Here is a 22,882-nt window from a genome sequence, read left to right as displayed (position 1 = left end):
GATTACGCAGCAACCATCGCGACGGGACGCCTACAGCGATCCTAGCGAAAACGCATCGGAAGACTGACTAACATCGCTACGCTGTGTCGCAGCTCACAACCACAGCCCACGTGAGGAGCGGCCCGGCGAATGGCTCTGTACACGCCCATTCTGATTCTGGGGGCCATTGCTGCGCTGTTCGCGGTCGGTTCGGTGGGAATCGCCCTGCTCATCGGCCCCCGCCGGTACAACCGGGCCAAGCTGGAGGCCTACGAGTGCGGCATCGAACCGGTCGAACCGGCCGGCCACACCGGGCAGCGATTCCCCATCAAGTACTACCTGACCGCGATGCTGTTCATCGTCTTCGACATCGAGATCGTGTTCCTGTACCCGTGGGCGGTGGCCTTCGACCGGATGGGCATCTTCGCCCTGGTGGAGATGATGCTGTTCATGGCGACGGTGTTCGTCGCCTACGCCTACGTGTGGCGCCGAGGCGGTCTGGAATGGGACTAGAAGAGGCGCTGCCCGGCGGGATCCTGCTGACCACCGTGGAGAAGGTGGCCGGGTTCGTCCGCAAGGGCTCCCTGTGGCCGGCGACGTTCGGCCTGGCCTGCTGCGCCATCGAGATGATGGCGACGGCCGGCCCGCGCTTCGACATCGCCCGGTTCGGCATGGAGCGGTTTTCCGCCACCCCGCGGCAGGCCGACCTGATGATCGTCGCGGGCCGGGTCAGCCAGAAGATGGCCCCGGTGCTGCGCCAGGTCTACGACCAGATGGCCGAGCCGAAATGGGTGCTGGCGATGGGTGTCTGCGCGTCCTCGGGCGGCGTGTTCAACAACTACGCCATCGTCCAGGGCGTCGACCACGTCGTCCCGGTCGACATCTACCTGCCCGGCTGCCCACCGCGCCCGGAAATGCTGCTCAACGCCATCCTCACCCTGCACGCCAAGATCGCCGAGATGCCGCTGGGGGTGCACCGCGACCAGGTGATCGCCGCCGCCGAGGCCGCGGCGCTGAACTCCCCGACCACCCTGGAACTCAAGGGGCTGCTGCGGTGAGCGAAACCGACGACGCGGGCCCCGAGGTGATCGGCGTGCGCCGCGGCATGTTCGGGGCGACCGGCACCGGCGACACCTCCGGCTACGGCCGGCTGGTCCGCACCGTCGCACTGCCCGGCGGCTCCCCGCGGCCCTACGGCGGCTACTTCGACGCGGTCGTCGACCGGCTCGCCGAACTGCTCGGCGACGGGTTCGACGACGCCGTGGTGCGCGTCGTGGTGCACCGCGACCAGCTCACCCTGGACATCGAGCGCACCCGGTTGCCGCTGGTCGCCCGTCTGCTGCGCGACGACGAGGCGTTGCGCTTCGAGTTCTGCGCCGGGGTGTCGGGGGTGCACTACCCGGGTGACACCGGCCGCGAACTGCACGCCGTCTACCCGCTGATGTCGATCACCCACAACCGGCGCATCCAGCTGGAGGTGGCCTGCCCGGACGCCGATCCGCATGTGCCGTCGCTGTTTTCGGTGTACCCGACCACCGACTGGCACGAGCGCGAGACGTTCGACTTCTTCGGCATCGTCTTCGACGGGCATCCCGGCCTGACCCGCATCGAGATGCCCGACGACTGGGAGGGCCACCCGCAGCGCAAGGACTACCCGCTCGGCGGCATCCCGGTCGAATACCACGGCGCACAGATCCCGCCGCCGGACGAGCGCAGGGCGTACACCTGATGACCGAAACCATCATCGGCGTAGCCGGATCGGACTGGGACGACGTGGTCGCCGCGGCCCGCGCCGGCGTGGCGCCCGGCGAGCGGATCGTCGTCAACATGGGTCCCCAGCACCCGTCCACCCACGGGGTGCTGCGGCTGATCCTGGAGATCGACGGCGAGACCGTCACCGAGGCCCGTTGCGGCATCGGCTATCTGCACACCGGCATCGAGAAGAACCTGGAGTACCGGACCTGGACCCAGGGGGTCACCTTCGTCACCCGGATGGACTACCTGTCGCCGTTCTTCAACGAGACGGTGTACTGCCTCGGGGTGGAGAAGCTGCTCGGCATCACCGACGACATCCCGGATCGGGCCAGCGTCATCCGGGTGATGCTGATGGAACTCAACCGGATCTCCAGCCACCTGGTGGCCCTGGCCACCGGCGGCATGGAACTGGGCGCGATGAGCGCCATGTTCTTCGGCTTCCGGGAACGCGAAGAGATCCTGACGGTGTTCGAGGCGATCACCGGCCTGCGGATGAACCACGCCTACATCCGGCCCGGGGGCCTGGCTGCCGACCTGCCCGACGACGGGGTGGCCCGGGTGCAGCGGCTGCTGGACATCCTGCCCGGGCGGCTGGCCGAATTCGAACGCCTGCTGCGGGAGAACTACATCTGGAAGGCCCGCACCGTCGACGTGGGCTATCTGGACCTGACCGGTTGCATGGCACTGGGCATCACCGGCCCGGTGCTGCGCGCCACCGGCCTGCCGCATGACCTGCGCAAGGCCCAACCTTATTGCGGCTACGAAGATTACGACTTTACCGTGATCACCGGCAGCAATTGCGACTGCTACGACCGGTTCGTCATCCGGGTCGAGGAGATGAACGAGTCGCTCAAGATCGTGCGGCAGTGCCTGGACCGGCTGGAACCCGGGCCGGTGATGATCGACGACAAGAAGCTGGCCTGGCCGGCCGACCTGGAGCTGGGGCCCGACGGCCTGGGCAACTCACCGGCGCACATCGCCCGGATCATGGGCACGTCGATGGAGGGCCTGATCCACCACTTCAAGCTGGTGACCGAGGGGTTCCGGGTGCCCGCCGGGCAGTGCTACGTGGCGGTGGAATCCCCGCGCGGCGAACTGGGGGTGCAGATGGTGTCCGACGGCGGAACCCGGCCCTACCGGGTGCATTACCGGGACCCGTCGTTCACCAACCTGCAGGCGGTGGCCGCGATGGGTGAGGGCGGCATGGTCGCCGACCTGATCTCCGCGGTGGCGTCCATCGACCCGGTCATGGGAGGGGTCGACCGATGAACCCCATTGACCTCCCGCTGGGTCGGCCGAGCGAACCGGTCCCCCGCATCGCCGGCCCGGACAGTTTCCCCGACGACGTCGCGGCCGGGCTGGCCGCCGACGCCGCGACCATCATCGCCCGCTACCCGCAACCCCGCTCGGCGCTGCTGCCGCTGCTGCACCTGGCCCAGTCCGTCGACGGATACCTGACCAACGCCGGAATCCGCTTCTGCGCAGAGCAATTGGGCCTCACCGACGCCGAGGTGACCGCCGTGGCCACCTTCTACTCCATGTACCGGCGCACCCCCACCGGCCGCTACCTGGTCGGGGTGTGCACCAACACGCTGTGCGCGATCATGGGCGGCGACGCGATCCTGGACACCCTGCAGGATCACCTGGGCATCGAGGCCGGCGAGACCACCCCCGACGGCGCGGTCACCCTGGAACACATCGAGTGCAACGCGGCGTGCGACTACGCGCCCGTCGTGATGGTCAACTGGGAGTTCTTCGACAACCAGAGTCCCTCGGGCGCACGGGATCTGGTCGACGATCTGCGCGCCGGGCATCCCGTCGTGCCCACCCGCGGGGCACCGCTGTGCCCGTTCACCCAGACCGCCCGCACCCTGGCCGGGCTGCCCGACCCCCGGCCGGACACCGGGCCGCTGTTCACCGGGGATGCCACGCTGGCCGGTCTGCAGGTGGCCCGGGAACAGCAGGGGCGCCCATGAGCACACCGCTGACACCGGTGCTGAGCCGGTTCTGGGATGCCGATTCGGCGTGGACGCTGCAAACCTATGAGCGCCACCACGGTTACCGGGCGCTGCGCAAGGCCCTGGCGATGACCCCCGACGAGGTCATCAACCTGGTCAAGGAGTCCGGGCTGCGCGGCCGCGGCGGCGCCGGGTTCCCCACCGGCACGAAATGGTCGTTCATCCCGCAGAACGAACCCAATCCCAAACCGCACTACCTGGTGATCAACGCCGACGAGTCCGAACCGGGCACCTGCAAGGACATCCCGCTGCTGCTGACCACCCCGCACTTCCTGGTCGAGGGCGCCATCATCGCCGCCTACGCGATCGGTGCCCGGCACGCCTTCGTCTACGTGCGCGGCGAGGTGGTGCCGGTGCTGCGCCGGCTGCAGGCCGCGGTCGCCGAGGCGTACGCCGCCGGGTACCTGGGCCGCAACATCCTGGGCTCGGGTGTGGACGTGGATCTGGTGGTGCACGCCGGCGCCGGCGCCTACATCTGCGGTGAGGAGACCGCACTGCTGGATTCGCTGGAGGGCCGGCGCGGCCAGCCCCGGCTGCGGCCGCCGTTCCCGGCCGTGGCGGGCCTCTACGCCTGCCCGACGGTGGTCAACAACGTCGAATCGATCGCCTCGGTCCCGCCGGTGCTGCTCGGCGGTACCGACTGGTTCCGCAGCATGGGCACCGAGAAATCGCCCGGCTTCACGCTGTATTCGCTGTCCGGGCACGTGAACCGGCCCGGCCAGTACGAGGCGCCGCTGGGCATCACGCTGCGCGAACTGCTGGACTACGCCGGCGGTGTCCGCACCGGGCACACCCTGAAGTTCTGGACCCCGGGCGGATCGTCGACGCCGCTGCTGACCCCGGAGCATCTCGACGTGCCGCTGGACTACGAGGGTATGGCGTCGGTCGGGTCGATGCTGGGCACCAAGGCGCTGCAGATCTTCGACGAGACCACCTGCGTGGTGCGGGCGGTACGCCGGTGGACCCAGTTCTACGCCCACGAGTCCTGCGGCAAGTGCACACCGTGCCGGGAGGGCACCTACTGGCTGGCCCAGATCTACCAGCGGCTGGAGACCGGCCGCGGCGAGCCCGACGACCTGGACAAGCTCGACGAGATCGCCGACGCCATCCTCGGCAAAGCGTTCTGCGCCCTCGGCGACGGTGCGGCCAGCCCGATCATGAGTTCACTCAACTGGTTCCGCGCCGAGTACGAACAGCACCTGTCCGGCGGCTGTCCGTTCGACCCGGTCGCGTCGATGCTCGTCGCACCCGAGGGGGTCCCGCAGTGACCGCCGAACAGACCACCGGAGCGCCACAGGCGGTCGATCTGGTCACCCTCACCATCGACGACCAGCAGGTCAGCGTGCCCAAGGGCACCCTGGTGATCCGGGCCGCCGAGATGATCGGCGTGGTCATCCCCCGATTCTGCGACCACCCGCTGCTGGACCCGGTCGGCGCCTGCCGCCAGTGCCTGGTCGAGGTGGAGGGCCAGCGCAAACCGCTGGCGTCGTGCACCACCACCGTCACCGAGGGGATGGTGGTGCGCACCCAGCAGACCAGCCCGGCCGCCGACAAGGCCCAGCACGGCATCATGGAATTCCTGCTGATCAACCACCCGCTGGACTGCCCGGTCTGCGACAAGGGCGGCGAGTGCCCGCTGCAGAACCAGGCAATGGCACACGGGCGCACCGAAACCCGGTTCACCGACGTCAAGCGCACCTACCCCAAACCGATCCACCTGTCCGCGGAGATCCTGCTGGACCGGGAACGCTGCGTGCTGTGCGCGCGCTGCACCCGGTTCTCCGAACAGATCGCCGGCGACCACTTCATCGAGTTGCTGGAACGCGGTGCGCTGCAACAGGTCGGCATCGCCGACGGCGAGCCGCTGGACTCCTACTTCGCCGGGAACACCATCCAGATCTGCCCGGTCGGTGCGCTGACGTCGACGGACTACCGGTTCCGCGCGCGCCCGTTCGACCTGGTGTCCACCCCGAGCGTCTGCGAGCACTGCGCGGGCGGCTGCGCCCAGCGCACCGACCACCGGCGCGGGACCGTGATGCGCCGCCTCGCCGGTGACGATCCCGAGGTCAACGAGGAATGGAACTGCGACAAGGGACGATTCGCCTTCCGCTATCCCAGCGCCGACGACCGGATCACCACCCCGCTGGTCCGCGACGGTGACGGCCTGCGCCCCGCGTCGTGGCCCGAGGCGCTGGCGGTGGCCGCCGCCGGGCTGGCACCGGCCATCGGGCGCACCGGGGTGCTCGTCGGCGGGCGGGCGACCCTCGCCGACGCCTACGGCTACGCCAAGTTCGCCCGAACAGTGCTGCGCAGCAACGATCTCGACTTTCGCGCCCGTGCCCATTCGGCCGAGGAGACCGACTTCCTGACCGGCTGCGTCGCCGGGCGATACGACGGGCTGACCTACGCGCAGCTCCAGGATGCGCCGGTGGTGGTGCTGGCCGGGTTCGAACCGGAAGAGGAAAGCCCGATCGTCTTCCTGCGGTTGCGCAAGGCGGTGCGCACCCGCGGCCAACAGGTCATCACCATCGCCCCGCTACTCAGCCGCGGCGCCGCCAAACTGAACGCCCGGCTGATCCCGACGCCGCCGGGTGACGAGGCCGCCGCGCTGCGCATCCTGGCCGGGCAGCTGCGCCCGGGCAGCGTCATCCTGCTCGGGGAACGGCTGGCGACGGCCGCTGGCGCGTTCTCCGCCGCCGTCGCGCTGGCCGAGGCGACCGGGGCGACGCTCGCCTGGATCCCGCGCCGGGCCGGCGAACGCGGCGCCCTGGAGGCCGGCTGCCTGCCGACCCTGCTGCCCGGCGGGCGGCCCGTCGCCGACGACACCGCCCGGGCCCAGACCGCCGCGGTGTGGGGCGCCGCGGCGCTGCCCGAACACCCCGGCCGCGACACCACCGCCATGCTGGCCGCCGCGACCGCCGGGGAGCTGGGCGCGCTGGTCGTCGGCGGCGTCGAGGTCGCCGACCTGCCCGACCCGCACGCGGCCCGCGCCGCCCTGGCGGCCTGCGGCTTCCTGGTCAGCCTGGAGCTGCGCCGCAGCGAGGTCACCGCCGCCGCCGACGTGGTGCTCCCGGTCGCCGCCGTCACCGAGAAGTCCGGGGCGTTCCTGAACTGGGAGGCCCGCTGGCGTCCGTTCGGCCCGGTGTTCAACACCGGCGCCAACGCCGACCTGCGGGTGCTCTCCATGCTCGCCGAGTACCTCGGTGCCGATCTCGGCCTGCGCCAGCCGGCCGACGTGACCGCCGAGCTGACCGCGCTGGGCCCCTGGTCCGGCCCGTTCGCGGCGGCCCCGAACGCGAGCGGCCCCGGGTCGCTGCTGGCCGGTCCGGGCGAGGCGGTGCTGGCCGGCTGGCGGATGCTGCTCGACTCCGGCCGCGGGCAGGACGGCGACGCCGAGCTCGCCGCCACCGCCCGCCCCACGGTGCTGCACCTGTCGGCCGCCACCGCCGCAGGGATCGGCGCCCGCGACGGCGACCGGGTCGCCGTGGCTACCGAGCGCGGCGCGCTCGCCCTGCCGCTGGTGATCACCGAGATGCCCGACGCGGTGGTGTGGGTGCCGCTGAATTCCGGCGTGTCGGTGGCCGATCGCCTCGGCGTCGGGCCCGGCGCGGTGGTACGGATCGGACGGGAACCCTGATGCAGCATCCGGATATGACGCTGTTCGGCCACGACCCGTGGTGGCTGATGCTGATCAAGGCCGTCGCGGTCTTCGGCTTCCTGGTGCTGACCGTGCTGGTGGCGATCCTGGTCGAGCGCAAGGTGCTGGGCCGGATGCAGGACCGGTTCGGCCCCAACCGGGTCGGGCCGTGGGGGCTGCTGCAGTCACTGGTCGACGGGGTCAAGCTCGCCCTCAAGGAGGGCCTGCTGCCGGCCGGGGTGGACCGCCCCATCTACCTGCTGGCCCCGGTCATCGCGACCATCCCGGCGATCATGGCGTTCGCGGTGATCCCGATGGGCCCGGCGGTCAGCATGTTCGGGCACCGAACCCCGTTGCAGCTGACCGATCTTCCGGTCGCGGTGCTCTACATCCTGGCCGTCGCGTCGGTCGGGGTGTACGGCATCGTGCTGGCCGGCTGGTCGTCGGGATCGACCTACCCGCTGCTCGGCGGGCTGCGCTCGAGCGCCCAGGTGATCTCCTACGAGATCGCCATGGCGCTGTCGTTCGCCGCGGTGTTCCTCTACGCCGGAACCATGTCGACGTCGGGCATCGTCGCCGCCCAGCAGCGCACCTGGTACGTCTTCCTGCTGCTGCCGTCGTTCCTGGTGTACCTGACCTCGATGGTCGGCGAGACCAACCGGGCACCGTTCGACCTGCCCGAGGCCGAGGGTGAACTGGTCGCTGGGTTCCACACCGAGTACTCGTCGCTGAAGTTCGCGATGTTCATGCTCGCCGAGTACATCAACATGACGACGGTGTCGGCGCTGGCCACCACCATGTTCCTCGGCGGCTGGCACGCGCCGTGGCCGCTGAGTCTGATCGGCGGCGTCAACGCCGGTTGGTTGCCGCTGATCTGGTTCGTCGCCAAGGTGTGGCTGTTCATGTTCGGCTACATGTGGCTGCGCGCCGCACTGCCGCGGATGCGCTACGACCAATTCATGGCCCTGGGCTGGAAGCTGCTGATCCCGGTGTCGCTGGCGTGGATCATGGTGGTCGCCATCACCCGCACGCTGCGCGCCGAGGGCCTGTCCCCGTGGGGCACGGTGGTTTTGAACACCCTGTTCACCCTGGCGGTGCTGGGCGCGCTGATGCTGCGGAACCGGCGGCGGCGCAACCGGGTTCGACGGGAGACCACGCCACCGCCGGACGCCGGGGCGTTCCCCGTTCCGCCGCTGCCCCGGGAGGTCACACATGCCTAAATTTTTCGAGGCCCTCGGCGGCTTTCGGGTCACCGGGCACCGCATGTTTTCGGGAGGCCACGCATGACCAAATTTTTCGAGGCCCTCGGCGGCTTCCGCGTCACCGGGCACACGATGTTCAAGCGGCCGATGACCGAGCAGTACCCGGACGTGAAAACCCCCACGGCGCCGCGCTATCACGGCCGCCACCAGCTGAACCGGTACGCCGACGGGTTGGAGAAGTGCATCGGCTGCGAACTGTGCGCGTGGGCCTGCCCGGCCGACGCGATCTTCGTCGAGGGCGCCGACAACACCGAGGACGCGCGGTTCTCCCCCGGTGAACGCTACGGCCGCGTCTACCAGATCAACTACCTGCGCTGCATCGGCTGCGGCCTGTGCATCGAGGCTTGCCCGACCCGGGCGTTGACCATGACCAACGACTACGAGCTGGCCGACGACAACCGCCGCGACCTGATCTACGGCAAGGACAAACTGCTCGCCCCGCTGCAGCCCGGGATGGCCGCCCCGCCGCACGCGATGGCCGACGGCTGCTCCGACGACGATTACTACCTGGGCCGGGTCGGCCCGGTCGATCACCCGCAGGAGCCCGTCGCGCAGGAGCCCGCCGCACCGGAGGCCGCCGATGAGCGGTGAGCAGGTCGCGTTCTGGGTGCTGGGTTTTGTCGCCGTCATCGGGGCGATCGGGGTGGTCAGCGCCCGCAAGGCGGTGTATTCGGCGCTGTTCCTGGCCGCCACAATGATCGCCCTGGCGCTGCTGTACGTCGCCCAGGGCGCCCTGTTCCTCGGGGTGGTGCAGGTGGTGGTCTACACCGGCGCGGTGATGATGCTGTTCCTGTTCGTGCTGATGCTCATCGGCGTCGACTCGGCCGAGTCGCTGTCGGAAACGCTGCGGGGACAACGGTTCACCGCGGTCGCCACCGGCCTGGGCTTCGGCGTGCTGCTGATCGCCGGGATCGGCACCGCCGCCACGCCGATGCCGATCAGCCTGGAGAAGGCCAACGCCGGCGGCAACGTCGAGGGCCTGGCCGCGCTGATCTTCACCCGCTACCTGTGGGCGTTCGAGGTGACCAGCGCGCTGCTGATCACCGCCGCCATCGGCGCCATGGTGCTGGCGCACCGGGAACGCCTCGTCGCCCGCTTGACCCAACGCCAGTTGGCCGCCGAACGGTTCGCGCCCGGCGGCCGCGCAACCCCGCTGCCCAACCCCGGGGTGTTCGCCCGGGCCAACGCCGTCGACGTCGCCGCGCTGCGCCCCGACGGCAGCCCCGAACCGTCGTCGGTCAACACCCTGCTGGTCCCCCGCTCCGGCGCACCGGCCCGCGGACAGGAGCCGTCGTCGTGAACCCGGACAACTACCTGTACCTGTCGGCGTTGCTGTTCACCATCGGCGCCGCCGGCTTCCTGCTGCGGCGCAGCGCGATCGTCATGTTCATGTGCGTGGAGCTGATGCTGAATGCCGCCAACCTCGCGTTCGTCACCTTCGCCCGGGTACACGGCCAGCTCGACGGGCAGGTGGTCGCCTTCTTCACCATGGTGGTCGCGGCCTGCGAGGTGGTCATCGGGCTGGCCATCATCATGACCATCTTCCGCAACCGGCACAGCACCGATGTCGACGACAACCACCTGCTGCGGCACTAGGGGCCGGACCCGATGACCTTCGATCAGATGACCACGCTGTGGTGGATCCCCATCGCCGCACCGCTGGCCGGGGCGGCGGTGCTGCTGCTCGGCGGTCGGCGCACCGACCGCTGGGGCCACCTGCTGGCCACCGCCGCGGTGTCCGCGTCGTTCGCCGCGGCGGTCGTCGGGTTCGTGCGAATGCTGGGCCGCGACACCGCCCACCGCGCCGTCGACGGGACCCTGTTCTCCTGGGTGCCCACCGCCGGGCTGCACATCGACTTCGGTTTGCGCGCAGACCAACTCAGCGTGTGCTTCGTGCTGCTGATCACCGGCGTCGGGGCGCTGATCCACGTGTACTCGATCGGCTACATGGCCCACGACCCGGACCGGCGACGGTTCTTCGCCTACCTGAACCTGTTCGTGGCGGCGATGCTGCTGCTGGTACTGGCCGATAACTACTTCGGCCTGTACGTGGGCTGGGAGGGCGTCGGCTTGGCGTCCTACCTGCTGATCGGGTTCTGGTCGCAAAAGCCCAGCGCCGCCGCGGCGGCCAAGAAGGCGTTCGTGGTCAACCGGGTCGGTGACATCGGGCTGGTGCTGGGCATCGGCTGGATGTTCGCCGTCACCGGGACGGTGTCGTTCGCCGGGGTGTTCGCCGTCGCGCCGGACGCCTCGCAGTCCGCGCTGACCGGCATCGGGCTGCTGTTGCTCCTGGCGGCGTGCGGCAAGTCCGCGCAGGTGCCGCTGCAGTCCTGGCTCGGCGACGCCATGGAGGGCCCCACGCCGGTGTCGGCGCTGATCCACGCCGCGACCATGGTGACCGCCGGCGTGTACCTGATCGTCCGCTCCGGCCCGATCTTCAACACCGCGCCCGCCGCGCAGACCGCGGTGGTGACCGTCGGCGCGGTCACCCTGCTGTTCGGCGCCGTCATCGGCTGCGCCAAGGACGACATCAAGAAAGCCCTCGCGGCATCCACCATGAGCCAGATCGGTTACATGGTGCTAGCCGCGGGTCTGGGCCCGGCCGGCTACGCGGTGGCCATCCTGCACCTGCTGACCCACGGGTTCTTCAAGGCCGGACTGTTCCTCGGCGCCGGTTCAGTCATGCACGCCATGAACGACGAGACCGACATCCGCCGCTTCGGCGGCCTGCGCACGGTGCTGCCGATCACCTTCGTCACCTTCGGCATCGGCTATCTGGCGATCATCGGGGTGCCGCCGTTCGCCGGGTTCTTCTCCAAGGACGCCATCATCGAGTCGGCGTTCGCCGCCGGCGGGGTGCGCGGCCTGGTGCTGGGCACCGCCGCGCTGGTCGGCGCCGGGATCACCGCGTTCTACATGACCCGGGTGATGCTGCTGACCTTTTTCGGCCGCCCCCGCTGGGACGAGGACGCCCACCCGCACGAGTCGCCGCCGGTGATGACCACCCCGATGATCGTGCTGGCGCTGGGGTCCGTGGGTGCCGGTGCCGCGCTGGCCGGGGGCAGGCTGGTGAGCTGGCTGGAGCCCGTCGTCGGCAGCCACCACGAGCACCCGGTGCTGCCGGGCTGGGCGATGACCATCATCATCCTGGCCGTGGTGTTCGCCGGGGCCTGGGCGGGCTGGCGGATGTACGCCGTCGAGCGGGTGGACCGGAGTGCGCCGCACGATGTTTCGGCGCTGACCCGGGCCGCCCGGCGCGACCTGTACGGCGACGCGGTCAACGAGGCGGTGTTCATGCGTCCGGGCCGCGGACTGGCCACCGGGGTGGCCGTCGCCGATAACCGCGTCGTCGACGGCGCCGCCCGGCTCACCGCGGCCGCGGTGTCGCTGGCGTCCGGGCTGCTGCGGCGCGCCGAGACCGGCTACGTGCGGTCGTACGCGTTGTCCATGCTGGTCGGCACCGTGGCGGTGGCCGGATTGATCTGGGTGGTGGGCCGGTGACGACGACCCCGTGGTTGACGCTGCTGTGGGCGGTGCCGATGATCGGCGCGGCAGTGGTGATCGGGTTGCCGCGCTCGGCCGCCCACCTGGTGCGCCCGATCGCGCTGACCATCTCGCTGGCGGTGCTGTGGATCTCGGTAGTGCTGGCCGTCGGGTTCGACCCGGCCGGCGCGCAGTACCAGTTCGTCGAGGACCATCCGTGGATCCCGTCGTTCGGCACCGGATATCTGCTCGGGGTGGACGGGATCGCGCTGGCCCTGGTGCTGCTGACGACGGTGCTGGTGCCGCTGCTGCTGCTGGCCGGCTGGCGCGACACCCCCGACGAGACCGAACTGTCCGGCCGGGCGCCGCACGCCTACGTCGCACTGTTCCTCGCCGTCGAGTCGATGGTGCTCATCGCCCTGGTATCGCTGGACATCCTGCTGTTCTACGTGTTCTTCGAGGCCATGCTGATCCCGCTGTATTTTTTGATCGGCGGATTCGGGGCGGGTGCGAAGCCGGCCCGCTCGGCGGCCGCGGTGCGCTTCCTGCTGTACAACCTGCTCGGCGGCCTGGTGATGCTGGCCGCGGTGATCGGGCTTTACGTCGTCACCGCCACCGACTCGTCGTTCGCCGCCGGGACGTTCGACCTGCGGGCGATCGTCGGCGTGGTGGGCTCGGCCGGGTTGGCGGCCAACCCCGTCGTGCTGCACTTGCTGTTCCTCGGGTTCTTCTGCGCCTTCGCGGTGAAGGCGCCGCTGTGGCCGCTGCACCGCTGGCTGCCCGACGCCGCGGTGGAATCCACCCCGGCCACCGCGGTGCTGATGATGGCCGTCGTCGACAAGGTCGGCACCTTCGGCATGCTGCGCTACTGCCTGCAGCTGTTCCCGGACTCCTCGATCCTGTTCCGCCCGCTGGTCATCACCCTCGCGGTGATCGGCATCATCTACGGCGCGCTCGCGGCGATCGGCCAGCGCGACATCATGCGGCTGATCTCCTACACCTCGATCAGCCACTTCGGGTTCATCATCCTCGGCATCTTCGTGATGACCAGCGTCGGCCAGTCCGGCTCCGCGCTGTACATGGTCAACCACGGGCTGTCCACCGCCGCGCTGTTCCTGATCGCCGGATTCCTGGTGTCGCAGTTGGGCACCCGGGCGATCGCCGACTACGGCGGGGTGGCCAAGGTCGCGCCGGTGCTGGCCGGCACCTTCCTGGTCGCCGGCCTGGCCACCCTGTCGCTGCCCGGTCTGGCCCCGTTCGTCAGCGAATTCCTGGTCCTGGTCGGCACCTTCACCCGCTACCCGGTGGCCGCCGCGTTCGCCGCGACCGCGCTGGTGCTCTCGGCCGTCTACGTGCTGTGGCTCTACCAGCGGGTGATGACCGGCCCGGTGCGCGACGGCAGCAACCGGTTGCGTGACCTGCGCGGCCGGGAACTGCTGGTGGTCACCCCGCTGATCGCGCTGCTGATCGGGCTCGGCTGCTACCCGAAGCCGGTGCTCGACGTGATCGACCCGGCGGTCGGGCACACCCTGTCGATCATGGGGGTGAGTGATCCGTCGCCGTCGGCGGTGTCGCCGCGGACGGCGCAGGGCCCGGTGAGACACCCATGAGTGCAGCGCTTTCCGACCCGACCGTGCTGCCCACCCCGGACGTGGCCTACCGGCTGCTGTCGCCGATGCTGATCGTCTTCGGCGCCGCCGTCGCCGGCGTGCTCATCGAGGCGTTCGCGCCCCGGCGGCACCGGTTCGCCGCCCAGCTCACCCTGGCTCTGACGGCCTCGGCAGCGTCACTGGCCATGCTGGTGGTTTCTGCGCGCGGGGTCGGCGCGCAGTCACTGGTCGGCGGCGCGGTGGCCCTGGATCGCCCGGCGCTGTTCTGCCAGGGCACCATCGTGGTGATCGGCGTGCTGGGCCTGCTGCTGATCGCCGAGCGCGCACAACCGGGCGACGGCGGCGGCCACGGACTGGACGCGTTCACCCCGCAGGGCTCCGCGGTACCCGGTAGCGTGGCCGAAAAGCAGGCCGCCGCAGCCGGTGTCGCGCAGACCGAGGTGTTCCCGCTGACGCTGTTCTCCATCGGCGGGATGATGCTGTTCGCGGCGGCCAATGACCTGCTGACGCTGTTCATCGGCCTGGAGGTGATGTCGCTGCCGCTGTACATCCTGGCCGGGCTGGCCCGCCGTCGCCGGCTGGCCTCCCAGGAAGCCGCGCTGAAATACTTTCTGCTGGGCGCGTTCTCGTCGGCGCTGCTGTTGTTCGGGGTGGCGCTGATCTACGGTTTCGCCGGCACCCTGTCGGTGCCCGGGATCGGTGCGGCGATCGCCGGTCACCGCGACGACGGCTCGCTGTCGCTGGTGTTGATCGGGTCCGGGTTGCTGCTGGTCGGGCTGCTGTTCAAGGTCGGCGCGGTGCCGTTCGGATCGTGGGTGCCCGACGTGTACCAGGGCGCCCCGACGGCGGTCACCGCGTTCATGGCGGCGGCGGTGAAGATCGCCGGTTTCGGTGCACTGCTTCGGATCTGCTACGTGGCACTGCCCGGGCTGGCCGACTCCTGGCGCCCTGCCCTGTGGGCAGTGGCGATCCTGACCATGGTCGTCGCCACCGTCGCCGCGGTCACCCAGAACGACGTCAAGCGGCTCTTGGCGTACTCGGCGGTGTCACACACCGGGTTCATCCTCACCGGGGTGATCGCGCTGAACGACGCCGGGGTCGCCGCCACCCTGTTCTACCTGTTCGCCTACGGTTTCTCCACCCTCGGCGCGTTCGCGGTGCTGACGCTGGTGCGCGACGGCGACGGCGACGAGGCCACCTCGCTGGACCGCTGGGCCGGGCTGGGGCGGCGCTACCCGGTGCTGGGTGTGGTGTTCTCGCTGTTTCTGCTGGCGTTCGCCGGGATTCCGCTGACCAGTGGGTTCGTCGCGAAGTTCGCGGTGTTCAAGGCCGCGGCGTCCGGCGGCGCGATGCCGCTGGTGGTGGTCGGCGTGCTCGCCTCGGCGGTGGCCGCCTACTTCTACGTCCGGGTGATCATGCTGATGTTCTTCACCGACACACCGGAGAACCCGCCGGTGCTGGTGCGGCCGAGCTGGACGACGGCGGCCACCGTCGCGCTGACCGCCGGCATCACCTTCGCGCTGGGGGCGCTGCCGCAGCCGCTGCTGGACCTGGCGAACTCGGCCATCCAGTTCGTGCGCTGACGCGTTCAGGAATCTGAGTCTCTCGAGTTCTCCAGCCCGACGGCCGAAGTTGCCATAGGCGCCCCTCGAGTTCTGCATGGCGCGGTAGACACGTCAACAAACATTTTCGCGTCAGGCACGGCTGGGTTGCCATGCCCTCCTTGGTACCGCACCCTGTTGATAGCTGCCCCGCCCACAATCTGGATCTCACGGATACGCACCTAACCCGCTAACTTCGAAATCAGTCGATTCGCGATATCGTTTCGGTTCTCGATTGGAAAATAGGCCACCCCCGCCTTCGCGGCCGCAGTTGCAGCCGCCTCCGACTCGGCGTGCCCTATCTGACCAGTAACACAAATGACAATATCGCGGCACGGATCCAACTTCGCGAGTCGCCTATCCAAGTCTCTGGGTTTTTTGCTCCGCTCCGAAGCTATCCACGTGATACTACGGCGAGAGATTCCAGTAGCGTGCCTAATTTCATCCAGGACGCGATCAGACGGCTGTCCGCCGATGATGATGAGTTTCTTTTCTGAAAATTTCTCTCGTATACGATCCGCGAGTTCAACAGCGAGCGTTGCACCCGGTTCGAAGCACAGAGCAAGTCGCGAGGGCGGCGGGGGCGAGACAAAAACCTCATCAGCCGCGTAAGACCAAAACGACTGAGCACTGGCGATCGCACCTATGCCAGACCCTGACGATCCCGAAATATCTAATTCTAACGCTTCCCTCAATCCAGCGGGTCCGCAGTAGCTAGGATCCAGAGTGCGTGCCCCTGTTTCGCTAGCAGGACATACAACCCTGGATAGAATCTTATTTAATGCCTGTCGATATTCATTGCGTAGCGCAGCAGGGAATACATCTAGTTCCGACTCTGGGTAGCCCTTCTCTGCCAACCAGCCCCATATTGAACGCACGCTCTCAGCTCCAACAAACACCCGATTGTCAGCGGCCCAACCTACCACCCTGGTCCAAAACATCGACAGCGCCTGATAATCATCGCTCCCCAGGTCACATACGATTAGAGCCGGATCAATAATTAACTTCACCCGCCATTCTCCGCACACAGAACATTGCGGACCGCTTGCGCCAATTCCGCCGCTTCAGAATCCTGAGTGTCGAAGAAACCGATCGGCCAGTCGGAAAAATTACCAAGCCTATCAAGATATAGCCGACGCAGCTCAGTAACACCTTTATGTTGCTCCGCGAAGAGTACCGCAACCCTATCGAGCAATCCTGGATTTTCAACTACCCGCCGACGGATACGAGTCACCAAGTATTCGCTATGGCTTTCTACAACAAGTTTGACATCTGCCCTTGCGTAAAGCAGGAAGTCCGCAAGCCGACTCTGAACCAAAGGATGTAGGTGAAGTTCAGGCTGCTCCAGCAATATCACATTCCCGCTCGAGGCGGTGAGAATAACTGCAAGCACAGGTAGGAGCTGGCTAGCCCCTACACCTATTGTCGTCAGATCACGCTCAACCCCATTGACATGCATACGCAAGCCTCGCCCGAGCTTACCTTGGTCTTCGACCGTTACTTCATCGCCGAGCCCCAAATGGGCTACCCAACGTGTTAACGCGAGCGGGAGCGGCTCAGTCTTGCTTCTATTGTTCCAATCGTGATACTTGACGACCTGGTCCTTCGACCTAGCCAAAAGATCCGCCGTATACTCGCCTTTGATTCCCGCGGGCAATGCACGATAACGTGCCCCAGTCGGCGAGACAACCTGCGGCTCCTCGCGCAAGGGACCTAGATATCGAATGCTCCCCTGGAAGGTGCGAAGCGCTTCGGCGCCGAAACTCAGCACGCTAGCAGCCCGGCGATGACGCGAACCTAGTGGCGGAAAAATCCTCGCCGCAGGGCTATACGGGTCTTGGTAGCCATAGGTCTGCGCCCGAACCCAGTCAACGTCCTTGAAATTCGCGTTTACGAAGCACTCGAGAAGCTCGCGCATCTCCGAGGATGGTAAGTTTAGCATTCCTTCGAGCGCTGAACTCACAGCCCGGCTAGGCAGTAGTTGAGCAAACTTTTCCGGAACGCTCGCTTTGGACTGACTAAGCCATTCGAGAATATGGAAGAATGTGTCGAACGCCCTCTCCGATTGATAGAGATCTTCCCTATTGCGGGCGCTGCGCTTCAATACGGTTAGAATATCCTTACGAGTGCGCCTGAAGGCGATAGCCGTGGGTATGAAGCCGCTAAAAACAATAAAGGTTGATGAGGGGGCCCTTTCTCCGTCAATCAGCGTGATCCTCAGCAAATTTTCATGAGCACGGCGGTCACAAATGGAATCTTTAGCGCTACTTGGCACACGTTCACTGGTAGCATGAATAACCACCGATCCCGACACTTGATCCACGGCAATGAATTCAGATACGGCCAGAGTTGTCCCAAATTTCGAAAGAATTATTTCGAAAAGGACATCATCTACTTCATCAGTCGATGCATTCTTCCCACGTGCCATGTAACTTATGGTTAGGCCATCATTTCCCCGTCGGATTACGTCACTCGGGTCGCCAAGTCTCACCAGTGGCCCATTAAGAATTATCTCGTCTTCCGTGCTTTGCGCAAGTAGGAGGAGGCTCTGCAAGAGGCTTGATTTACCCGAACTATTGGGTCCTAAAATCACGTCCAAGTTGACCAGAGGCAAGGTAGCATACTCAAGAGCTTTAAAATTACTCACGCCCCATTCGGTGATTCCCAGCGGGCGGGTATCTGGCCGTCTTCGCTTGGTTGAGGATGTAGACACCTAGGCAGGGTATCGCGAAGCGATCAGAATGTTCGATGGATCGATATGGACTCTCGGCAAAGAGGTCAAGCGATCGCAAGGATCATCCGCCCGTGGCGCCTCCGCTGAAGCCCAAGCTCCCGGGGCTGTACCTAGCGCTAGAAAACCCGAACCTGGCCCTCCAGCGCGGGAACGGTGTCGGGCAGGTGGTAGGTCTCGATGCCGTTTCTGAACATGACCGCCTCGCGGGCGTGTTCGGGCAGGTGCTTGACCAGCCAGCGCGGGTCGTCGAACGTCCAGTGCGGGTAGTCGGAGGAGAACAGCAGGATCTTCTCGCACTCCATCCACTCGAACGCCCGGGTGAGTTCGGTCTTGTCCTCGGGGTAGTCCAGCGGCTGGGTGGTGAACTTGATGTGTTCCTTGACGTATTCGCTGGGCTTGCGCTTGATGTCCATCCAGGATTTCCGCGCCTCGTAGATGGCGTCCATCCGCCACATCAGCGGCAGGATCCAGGTGAACGCGTGCTCGACGAACACGATCCGCAGCGTCGGGAAGCGGTCGAAGACGCCGTCGAAGATCAGCGACATCACCTGGTTGGCGGCCAGCAGCGAGTAGCTGCACATGAAGTCGTGGTTGTAGCTGGGGAACCCGACCGGCGGGATCGGCAGTTCCTCGTGGTGGCTGCGCGACAGGTGGCAGCTGACGACGATGTCGTGTTTGGTGGCAGCGGCCCACACCGGGTCGTAGCACGGGTCGCCCCAGGACGGGCGGCGCTCGGCCTTGATCAGGATCTGCGCCATATAGGGATGCCCGGCCCACTTCTCGATCTCCGCGGCGGCGGCCGCCGGGGCCTCGATCGACACGCAGATCGAGCCGCGCCAGCGCTCGTGCCAGTTGTTGTGCGAGTCCAGCCAGTGGTTGGCCTGCCAGGAGTTCAGCGCCTGGCTCATGGCGTGGTCGGCCTCGGGCAGCCGGGCCGGATACGCGCCGGGCTCCAGGATGGCGATATCGGACCCGGCCTCCATGATCAGCTGCTTGAACGCCAGATCGGGGTCGCTGCAGGCGAACTCGCCGTCGGAGGGGAAGGTGTCCAGCCGCATGGCGTAGGAGTGCGCGTAGTCGGGGGCGTCGTAGTAGATCAGTTCGCCGTAGGTGTGGCTGCCCCAGTACTTGGTGCGCCACGGCTCGGGCAGGTACTCCACGAGCTGGCCACGCTTGGGCATCGGGTGCACATCGGAGTCGACACACCGCACGGCGATGCGTTCGGCCGCGGGTTTGCGTTCACTGGCGGTGATCGTCATGGCAGAACCTCCGTCGCACGTGGTGCCGTCCGGGCCGGGGCGTGCACCGTCGCCTCCAACCTAGCCGACCGCTGAGCGAATGCACAGCAACCGGTCAATATCAACCACTTGTCATTGATGGCGCCGGGGGCTACCGTCGAACCGGACCCCCACCGCGCCGCGCCCTCGACGCCGAGTACAGGAGTTTGCATGCCGCGTTTCCCCAAACCCGCCGAAGGCAGCTGGACCGAGCACTACCCGGCGCTCGGCACCGGCCCGGTGTCCTACGAGGACTCCATCAACCCGGAGATCTACGAGCTGGAACGCAAGGCGATCTTCAAACGCGCCTGGCTCAACGTCGGCCGGGTGGAGTTGATCCCCCGCAAGGGCAGTTACTTCACCAAGGAACTCAAGGTCGTCAACACTTCGATCATCGTGGTGCGCACCAAGGCCGGCGAGATCAAGGCGTTCCACAACATCTGCCGGCACCGCGGCAACAAACTCGTGTGGAACGACATCCCCACCGAGGAGACCAGCGGTGTGTGCCGTCAGTTCACCTGCAAGTACCACGCCTGGCGGTTCGACCTGGACGGCAACCTGACCTTCGTGCAGCAGGAGGGCGAGTTCTTCGACCTGGACAAGAACAAGTACGGCCTGGTTCCGGTGCACTGCGAGGTCTGGGAAGGCTTCATCTTCGTCAACTTCGCCGCCGAGCCCGAGCAGTCGCTGGCCGAATTCCTTGGCCCGATGGTTACCAACCTGCAGGGCTACCCGTTCGACAAACTGACCTCTCGGTTCACCTACCGCGCCGAGGTGAACGCGAACTGGAAGCTCTACATGGACGCCTTCCAGGAGTTCTACCACGCCCCGATCCTGCACGCGAACCAGTCGCCGACGGCCTACTCCAAGGCCGCCGCCGAGGCCGGATTCGAGGCGCCGCACTACCGCCTCGACGGCCCGCACCGACTGGTCAGCACCTCCGGGGTGCGGGTCTGGGAGATGTCGGCCGAGATGCGCAAGCCCATCGAGGACATCTGCCGCAGCGGGCTGTTCGGACCGTGGGACAGCCCCGACCTCGGGCCCATGCCCGACGGGCTCAATCCCGCCAAATGCGACCCGTGGGGCCTGGATTCGTTCCAGCTGTTCCCCAACTTCGTCATCCTGTTCTGGGGCCAGGGCTGGTATCTGACCTACCACTACTGGCCCACGTCGTACCGCAGTCACATCTTCGAATGCACCCTGTACTTCCCGGCGCCGCGCACCGCCCGCGAACGGGTCGCCCAGGAGCTGGCCGCCCAGTCGTTCAAGGAGTACGGCCTGCAGGACGCCAATACCCTGGAGGCCACCCAGTCCAGCCTGGAGACCCGGGTGGTGGGCGAATTCCTGTACTGCGATCAGGAGATCCTGCTGCGCCATCTGCACACCGAGACCGCCAACTGGATCGCCGACTACCAGACCAAGACCGCGGGAGTGTGACGCGATGACCCTGCTGCCACCGGAATTCGCCGACCTGGAACCCTTCGCCGACTGGGCGCTGCCCGACGAGGCGGCCCGCTACGCCAAGCGGCTGGGATCCACCATGACCCAGATGCAGGCGTTCTACGACGCCATCACCCCGCGGGCCGAGGAGGCCCTGTCCTACTGCGACAAATTCCCGCTCGACGACATGCCCGCCGACGTCGTCAACCTGATGCACCTGCTGTACTCGATGATCACGGTGTCGTTCCCGGTGGAGTGCTGGAAGCAGCCACGGGTGCCCGATTCCGGTGCCACCAGCCTGGACTGCGTCTACGAGCCGGCCCCGTGACCGAGCCGGTCACCGTCCTGAAGGCGGCGCGCTGGGCCGACGTGGTCACCGGCGAGATCCACGCCCCCGCCGTCGTCGTCGTGACGGGCAACGTCATCACCGCCGTCAACCCCGCGCAGCCACCGGCCGAGGCCACCGTCATCGACCTGGGCGACGTCACGCTGCTGCCCGGGCTGATGGACATGGAGCTCAACCTGCTGATCGGCGGGCCGGGCAACCCCGACGGCCTGCCGACGCCCATGCACGGCGTGCAGGACGATCCCGCGTACCGCACGCTGCGCGGCGCGGTCAACGCTCGCACCACCCTGGAGGCCGGATTCACCACCGTCCGCAATCTCGGTCTGATGGTCAAGACCGGCGGCTACCTGCTCGACGTCGCGCTGCAGCGCGCCATCGATGCGGGCTGGCACGTCGGGCCGCGGATCTATCCGGCCGGGCACGCCATCACCCCGTACGGCGGGCACCTGGACCCGACGGTCTTCCAGCGCCTGGCCCCCGGCATCATGCCGCTGTCGGTGGCCGAGGGCATCGCCAACGGCGTGCCCGACGTCATCGCCGCGGTGCGCTACCAGATCCGCCACGGCGCCAAGCTGATCAAGGTGTCGGCCTCGGGCGGGGTGATGTCGCACAGCACCGCGCCGGGCGCGCAGCAGTTCTCCGACGCCGAGCTGGCCGCCATCGCCGACGAGGCGCACCGCGCCGGGGTGAAGGTGGCCGCCCACGCCGTCGGCGATGCCGCCGTACGGGCCTGCATCCGCGCCGGCATCGACTGCATCGAGCACGGGTTCTTGGCCACCGAGGACACCCTGGCGATGATGGTCGAGCACGACACCTTCCTGGTGTCGACGACCTATCTCACCGACGCCATGGCCATCGACCGGATCGCCCCCGAGCTGCGCAAGAAGGCACTGGAAGTGTTCCCGCGGGCAAAGACCATGCTGCCCAAGGCGATCGACATGGGAGTGCGGATCGCCTGCGGCACCGACGCCCCGGCCATCCCGCACGGGCAGAACGCCAAGGAGCTGTGCGCACTCGTCGAGCGCGGCATGACCCCGATGCAGGCCATCCGCGCGGCCACCGTCACCGCCGCCGAACTCGTCGACGCCGCCGACGAACTCGGGCAGCTGGCCACCGGGTACCTCGCGGACATCATCGCGGTGCCTGGGGACCCGTCGGTCGACATCGGTCGCACCCTCGACGTCCGGTTCGTGATGAAGGACGGGCAGGTCTACAAGCAGAGCTAGCCCGGGGATGCACTAGCCTCGGGATCGGATCGCCGCGCGAACACGGGAGGGGGCAGCCGGTGGAGCTCACCGACAACCTGCTGTGGCTGCTCAAGCAGGCCTTCTACTTCTCGCTCACCACCGTCAACGAGGCCGTCAAACCGCACGGCGTGTCCACCGCGCACCTGGGCGTGCTGCGTCAACTGGCGCTGGAACCCGGCCTGTCCGGCGCGGAGCTGGCTCGGCGGCTGCTGATCACCCCGCAGGGCGTCCAGCTGGCACTGACCGCGCTGGAGAAACGCGGCCTGGTGGAACGCCGCCAGGATCCCGCGCACGGCCGGATCCTGCACGCGTACCTGACCGATTCCGGCCGCGAGGTGGCCGCGGCGGTGTTCACCGACGCCGTCGCCGCCCACGACCGGGTGTTCGGCGTGCTGTCGCCCGACGAGCAGGAGCAGCTGCGCGCGCTGCTGACCCGGGTCGTCGAACAGGGCACCGGCCACACCCTGCAATCCGACCACGTCTGAGGGGGGTC

General features: G+C 67.5%; 20 protein-coding genes. 18 read left to right on the top strand and 2 right to left on the bottom strand.

The features are described 5' to 3' along the window. Positions 1–129 precede the first annotated feature (129 nt). From G6N16_RS09055 to nuoN, 14 genes are all read left to right on the top strand, one after another. Positions 130–492, top strand: a complete 363-nt coding sequence (locus tag G6N16_RS09055; protein ID WP_083029442.1) for an NADH-quinone oxidoreductase subunit A — start codon at positions 130–132, stop codon at positions 490–492. Beyond that, positions 483–1,037 carry a NuoB/complex I 20 kDa subunit family protein gene (locus G6N16_RS09050; RefSeq protein WP_083029441.1) on the top strand — a complete coding sequence of 185 codons (555 nt, stop codon included), beginning with the start codon at positions 483–485 and terminating at the stop codon, positions 1,035–1,037. The genes G6N16_RS09055 and G6N16_RS09050 overlap by 10 nt, the downstream gene beginning before the upstream one ends. Continuing rightward, positions 1,034–1,708 carry an NADH-quinone oxidoreductase subunit C gene (locus G6N16_RS09045; RefSeq protein ID WP_083029440.1) on the top strand — a complete coding sequence of 225 codons (675 nt, stop codon included), beginning with the start codon at positions 1,034–1,036 and terminating at the stop codon, positions 1,706–1,708. Before G6N16_RS09050 ends, G6N16_RS09045 begins: the two co-directional genes overlap by 4 nt. Beyond that, positions 1,708–3,003, top strand: a complete 1,296-nt coding sequence (gene nuoD / locus G6N16_RS09040) for an NADH dehydrogenase (quinone) subunit D (protein ID WP_083029439.1) — start codon at positions 1,708–1,710, stop codon at positions 3,001–3,003. Before G6N16_RS09045 ends, nuoD begins: the two co-directional genes overlap by 1 nt. Beyond that, positions 3,000–3,710 carry an NADH-quinone oxidoreductase subunit NuoE gene (gene nuoE, locus G6N16_RS09035; protein ID WP_083029438.1) on the top strand — a complete coding sequence of 237 codons (711 nt, stop codon included), beginning with the start codon at positions 3,000–3,002 and terminating at the stop codon, positions 3,708–3,710. Before nuoD ends, nuoE begins: the two co-directional genes overlap by 4 nt. Beyond that, the gene (gene nuoF / locus G6N16_RS09030) at positions 3,707–5,020 is read left to right on the top strand and encodes an NADH-quinone oxidoreductase subunit NuoF (RefSeq protein ID WP_163787838.1); all 1,314 of its coding nucleotides are present in this window, start codon (positions 3,707–3,709) and stop codon (positions 5,018–5,020) included. Before nuoE ends, nuoF begins: the two co-directional genes overlap by 4 nt. Next, complete coding sequence (locus tag G6N16_RS09025; RefSeq protein ID WP_163787837.1) at positions 5,017–7,389, top strand: NADH-quinone oxidoreductase subunit G; 2,373 nt, start codon at positions 5,017–5,019, stop codon at positions 7,387–7,389. Before nuoF ends, G6N16_RS09025 begins: the two co-directional genes overlap by 4 nt. Next, the gene (nuoH, locus tag G6N16_RS09020; RefSeq protein WP_083032655.1) at positions 7,389–8,609 is read left to right on the top strand and encodes an NADH-quinone oxidoreductase subunit NuoH; all 1,221 of its coding nucleotides are present in this window, start codon (positions 7,389–7,391) and stop codon (positions 8,607–8,609) included. The genes G6N16_RS09025 and nuoH overlap by 1 nt, the downstream gene beginning before the upstream one ends. A gap of 63 nt (positions 8,610–8,672) precedes the next feature. Next, positions 8,673–9,242: an NADH-quinone oxidoreductase subunit NuoI gene (gene nuoI, locus G6N16_RS09015; protein WP_083032653.1), complete on the top strand. Its 570-nt coding sequence runs from the start codon at positions 8,673–8,675 to the stop codon at positions 9,240–9,242. Further along, on the top strand, positions 9,232–9,951 hold the full coding sequence (locus G6N16_RS09010) for an NADH-quinone oxidoreductase subunit J (protein WP_083032651.1): 720 nt from the start codon (positions 9,232–9,234) through the stop codon (positions 9,949–9,951). The genes nuoI and G6N16_RS09010 overlap by 11 nt, the downstream gene beginning before the upstream one ends. Continuing rightward, complete coding sequence (nuoK, locus tag G6N16_RS09005; RefSeq protein WP_083032650.1) at positions 9,948–10,247, top strand: NADH-quinone oxidoreductase subunit NuoK; 300 nt, start codon at positions 9,948–9,950, stop codon at positions 10,245–10,247. The genes G6N16_RS09010 and nuoK overlap by 4 nt, the downstream gene beginning before the upstream one ends. Positions 10,248–10,259: 12 nt before the next feature. Beyond that, positions 10,260–12,152, top strand: coding sequence for an NADH-quinone oxidoreductase subunit L (gene nuoL, locus G6N16_RS09000; protein ID WP_407663629.1), 1,893 nt, complete (start codon positions 10,260–10,262; stop codon positions 12,150–12,152). Further along, a complete protein-coding gene (locus G6N16_RS08995; protein ID WP_083032648.1) occupies positions 12,149–13,744 on the top strand; it encodes an NADH-quinone oxidoreductase subunit M in 1,596 nt (531 codons plus the stop codon). The genes nuoL and G6N16_RS08995 overlap by 4 nt, the downstream gene beginning before the upstream one ends. Beyond that, a complete protein-coding gene (gene nuoN, locus G6N16_RS08990; protein WP_083032647.1) occupies positions 13,741–15,327 on the top strand; it encodes an NADH-quinone oxidoreductase subunit NuoN in 1,587 nt (528 codons plus the stop codon). Before G6N16_RS08995 ends, nuoN begins: the two co-directional genes overlap by 4 nt. A gap of 1,024 nt (positions 15,328–16,351) precedes the next feature. Here nuoN and G6N16_RS08985 read toward each other — a convergent pair. Together G6N16_RS08985 and G6N16_RS08980 are read right to left on the bottom strand one after the other, a co-directional pair. Next, positions 16,352–18,058, bottom strand: coding sequence for an AAA family ATPase (locus G6N16_RS08985; protein WP_083032645.1), 1,707 nt, complete (start codon positions 18,056–18,058; stop codon positions 16,352–16,354). A 137-nt stretch (positions 18,059–18,195) separates the two neighbouring features. Next, a complete protein-coding gene (locus G6N16_RS08980; protein WP_083032644.1) occupies positions 18,196–19,338 on the bottom strand; it encodes an amidohydrolase family protein in 1,143 nt (380 codons plus the stop codon). Positions 19,339–19,527: 189 nt separating this feature from the next. On the opposite strand from G6N16_RS08980, the gene G6N16_RS08975 reads away from it, so the two are divergent. The 4 genes from G6N16_RS08975 to G6N16_RS08960 are packed head-to-tail and all read left to right on the top strand — an operon-like array spanning position 19,528 to position 22,874. Then, positions 19,528–20,793: an aromatic ring-hydroxylating oxygenase subunit alpha gene (locus tag G6N16_RS08975; protein ID WP_083032642.1), complete on the top strand. Its 1,266-nt coding sequence runs from the start codon at positions 19,528–19,530 to the stop codon at positions 20,791–20,793. A 4-nt stretch (positions 20,794–20,797) separates the two neighbouring features. Next, the gene (locus G6N16_RS08970) at positions 20,798–21,124 is read left to right on the top strand and encodes a hypothetical protein (RefSeq protein ID WP_083032641.1); all 327 of its coding nucleotides are present in this window, start codon (positions 20,798–20,800) and stop codon (positions 21,122–21,124) included. Beyond that, positions 21,121–22,368, top strand: coding sequence for a metal-dependent hydrolase family protein (locus G6N16_RS08965; RefSeq protein ID WP_163787836.1), 1,248 nt, complete (start codon positions 21,121–21,123; stop codon positions 22,366–22,368). Before G6N16_RS08970 ends, G6N16_RS08965 begins: the two co-directional genes overlap by 4 nt. A gap of 59 nt (positions 22,369–22,427) precedes the next feature. Continuing rightward, the gene (locus G6N16_RS08960) at positions 22,428–22,874 is read left to right on the top strand and encodes a MarR family winged helix-turn-helix transcriptional regulator (RefSeq protein ID WP_083032638.1); all 447 of its coding nucleotides are present in this window, start codon (positions 22,428–22,430) and stop codon (positions 22,872–22,874) included. Positions 22,875–22,882: the final 8 nt, after the last annotated feature.

The organism is Mycolicibacterium insubricum (assembly GCF_010731615.1).
In the GTDB taxonomy this organism is placed as follows: domain Bacteria; phylum Actinomycetota; class Actinomycetes; order Mycobacteriales; family Mycobacteriaceae; genus Mycobacterium; species Mycobacterium insubricum.
This window is presented reverse-complemented; position numbering and strand designations above follow the sequence as displayed.